The organism is uncultured Corynebacterium sp., assembly GCF_902782855.1.
Classification (GTDB): domain Bacteria; phylum Actinomycetota; class Actinomycetes; order Mycobacteriales; family Mycobacteriaceae; genus Corynebacterium.
The window spans coordinates 1-3240 of sequence record NZ_CACZOO010000357.1 but is presented as its reverse complement, the minus strand read 5'-3'; the positions used below and the strand labels follow the sequence as shown (position 1 = coordinate 3240).

At 74.0% G+C, this 3240-nt stretch carries 2 protein-coding genes and 1 pseudogene; 1 reads left to right on the top strand and 2 read right to left on the bottom strand.

The window, feature by feature from the left end:
* Window positions 1-273, bottom strand: a pseudogene (locus QZV72_RS14445) (decaprenylphosphoryl-beta-D-ribose oxidase); the annotation flags it as partial.
* Between the two features lie 126 nt (window positions 274-399).
* Here QZV72_RS14445 and QZV72_RS14440 point away from each other — a divergent pair.
* Window positions 400-2760, top strand: a complete 2361-nt coding sequence (locus QZV72_RS14440; RefSeq protein ID WP_297009414.1) for a hypothetical protein — start codon at window positions 400-402, stop codon at window positions 2758-2760.
* A 66-nt stretch (window positions 2761-2826) separates the two neighbouring features.
* Here QZV72_RS14440 and QZV72_RS14435 read toward each other — a convergent pair.
* The coding region (locus tag QZV72_RS14435; RefSeq protein WP_297009412.1) for a hypothetical protein at window positions 2827-3240 on the bottom strand (414 nt) is incomplete at its 5' end.

Below are 3240 nucleotides of genomic sequence, written 5' to 3'. Positions count from 1 at the left end.
GGCGGTGTCCGGGTCGATCGAGTGGATCGTGTTCAGCGGCTGCATGTCGATGACCAGCCCGCCACCGTTCATGGCGGGGTCGCCGTAGGAGCGGCCCATGCCGCGGGCGATGACGCCGCGCTTCAGGTGCTCGGGCTTGTCCGCGTTACGGTCGGCGACCTGTGCGACAGCGGCGGCGATGACGTCGACGTCCGGGGTGGACAGGACCTCTGCGGTGGTCGGGGCGGTACGGCCCCAGCCGGTGAGCGTCCGGGTGTGCGTCTGCAGTTCCATGGCGTCCACACTACCGTCCGTGCCGGACGCCGAACGCTCCCTCCGCCGCCAGCGGGGGCGGATAGTGACGTATCTTTCATCGTCTCTGATGCACGGGTCCCACCACAGGTATGCCATAGTAAGGAGGTGCTTGGTTATGGTGGCCTCAGTCGTGCTGAGGGTAGGGTTGCCCGGATCGCCCACGAATGGGAGACGCTGCGTGCGGCACACGCCCGCGGTGAGATCCCGCCCACGGTGCTGCTCGGACGCTTCGCCGCGATGGCAGACGAGCTCGCCTCGGTCGCGGCCGCACCGCAGCACCCCTCCCTCACCACCGCCCGCGAATCGGCGGCTGACCTGCGGCACCGTATCACGTTGCACGCGGTCACCCTGGCGCCGAGGCCGCTGGTGCTGCCCGCGGTCACACCCCTGCCGCCCGCCGGCCACCCGGTCAGTGGACTGCCGGAGCTGTGGCACCACCACCGGCACGACCCGGTCCGGCGTCCCGCCCACCATGACGCCGTAGGCCACCCCGGGCCCGACGGTGCGCCGCTGGACGGGGAGGGCGGACGGCTGTCCGACCAGTTCCGCGGCCACTGGGTGGACGTCCCCCTGGCCGCCGCCGCAGACCCGGAGACACCCCTGGCCGGTGTCGACTCCCTGACCGACCGCACTGTGGCGGTGCTGCGCCGTCACGGGGCGGGGACGGCGGAGATCGCCGCTCTGCGTTCCCGGGTCCTGCTGGCCACCGGACGCCTCGAGCAGGCCCGTGAACTGCTGGAACTGGTGGGGGAGGGGCCCTGCGGGGAGGAGCTGGCGGTGGTCCGGGGGACCGTCGCCCTGCTGCGGGGGGATCTGGACACCCTGCTGAGGGTGCTGTGCCACGGGGAGGACACCGGTGTCCCGGACGCCGCCGACGGGGCAGACCACACCGCGTGGCTGCTGCTCACCGCCGCGTCGCTGGTGCCGTTGGCCCACGTGGTCGACACCACCACCACGGTCGGCAGGATCGCCACCGTTGTCGGCGCCGCGGCCGGGATGCCTGACCTGGTGCCCGCCATGTTCCACGTCGCGGAGTACCTGGCACTCGCCGGTGTCCCGGAGACCGCCCTGTCCCTGCTGGTGCGCACCGTCGACGTCGCCGATCCACCACCGGCGGCCGCCCCGGTGCTGCGGGCGGTCGTCGAGACCGGCTGGTCGGCGGACGTCGCCTCCGACCTTGGAGGGCGCTGCCTCGTCGCCGGGGGCCCGACGGTCCGCGAACTCGCTGACGACCTGTCGGGGCGGCTGCGTGAACGCGCGGTGCGCTGCGACGCCCGCAACGGCCGGGCGATGTGGACCACGTGCGTGCCCGAGGCGTCGGAGTACCCGGTGCCGCTCATCGACGCAGCGGACCTCGTCGGCATCCCCGCCCTGCGTGGCCTGACCCTGCCGGCCGCCCTGCCGGCCGCCCTGCCGGCCGCCTTGCGTGGCCTGACCCTGCCGCCCTGCCGGCCGGCGATCCTGCCCACGGCTTTCCCCGGTAGCGCCCCTGACCCGTCGGACCTGGCGGAGCTGCCGGGAGTGGGGCCGGTGGACGTGGCGTCCTTCGACGCGACGGACGCACTGTGTGCCACGGTGATGTACACTCTGCTCGGGCTGACGGACGCCGCGGACCGCGTCGTCGACCGGATGCGCTGCCTCACCGCCGCCGACGGCGACCCGGTGGTGCTCGACGTCGCCGCCGAGTTCGTCCGCCGCGCCGACTGCACCGCCGGTCACGGTGTGGGCTGTTTCGCCTGCGCCCGGCAGGTTTCTCCCACGGCCAGCGGACTGCTCACCGAGGTCGACCGGATGGTGCGGGAGTGCGCGTGCGCCGGCTCCGCCCATGACGCGCCGGGCCGGGTGCGCGCCATGACCCGCCTCTGGTCGGACGCCCACCCCCTGGTCAGGCGGTTGATCGACCTCGACATCCTGCTGTCCGGGGCACTGCCGACGCGCCCGTCGGTGGAGTACGCCGTGCAGGGTCTGTGGACCGCGCTGCGGCTGCTGCCCCGGGCGGTGCCGCTGACCGGTGGTGCGTTGGTCGGCGCGGAGACGGGGCAGGGGATCGTGGACGCCACCGTCATCTCGGCGGTGACGGCGACCGCCCGGTCCCTGCCCGCCCCGCCCGCGGCGTCCCCGCTGGGCCTGGTGGACCATGTCGCCGATCTCGCCGATCTCGCCGACGCCCTGGTCACGGCGGGTGCCTGCCATGAGGCGTGCGCGGTGTCCGCCGCCGGGCTGGCCGCGGTGGGCGGGAACTGGGTGGACACCGGTGTGGCGTCCGGCTGTGCCTCCGGTGAGGCCGGGGCCGACGACGACGGTCCGGTGCGGCTGCTGCGGACCCGTTCCGCGGCGTTGGCGGCGCTGGGAAACCGGGCCGGTGCCGGCCGGTGCGCCGAGTGCGCCGCGCAGGCGGCGGAGTACCGCGGACGCTGGCGCCTGGCCGAGGCGTGCCGGGAGGACGCCGCGGCGCTGCGCGGCTGAGACCGGGCAGACCATGCCTGCCCCGGGCCCTGGCACCGATCGGGCGCCCACGAGGTACTGACCGGGCTACAGCCCCATGATCTCGCGGATCTCCTCGGGCAGCTCGCCGACACAGGTGATCTGCGGCCTGCCCGCCTCCTTGTGCTCCCGCAGCGCGGCGTTGACGATCGAGCGGCTGGTGGAGTCCAGGATCGGCAGCTCCTGGGCGATGAGCCGCCCCATGAACTCGTTGACCGGCGCCTCCATGTGGCGCGCCGCCTCGTAGCGCGCCTCCGGGTCGGTCCCCCCGACCACGGCGGCCTGCGCCATCGAGCCCCGCTCGCCGGCGGGTTTGCCCTCGTTGGCCTCGGCGATGTTGCGCCGCATCCGGTCCTTCAACCTGTCCCGGCCCCCGTTGCCGTCGCCGTCACTGCCGCTTCTGTTTCTCCTGCCGAACATGCAGCTCACCCTACCCCGCGCACCACGGTCACCGAACCGGTG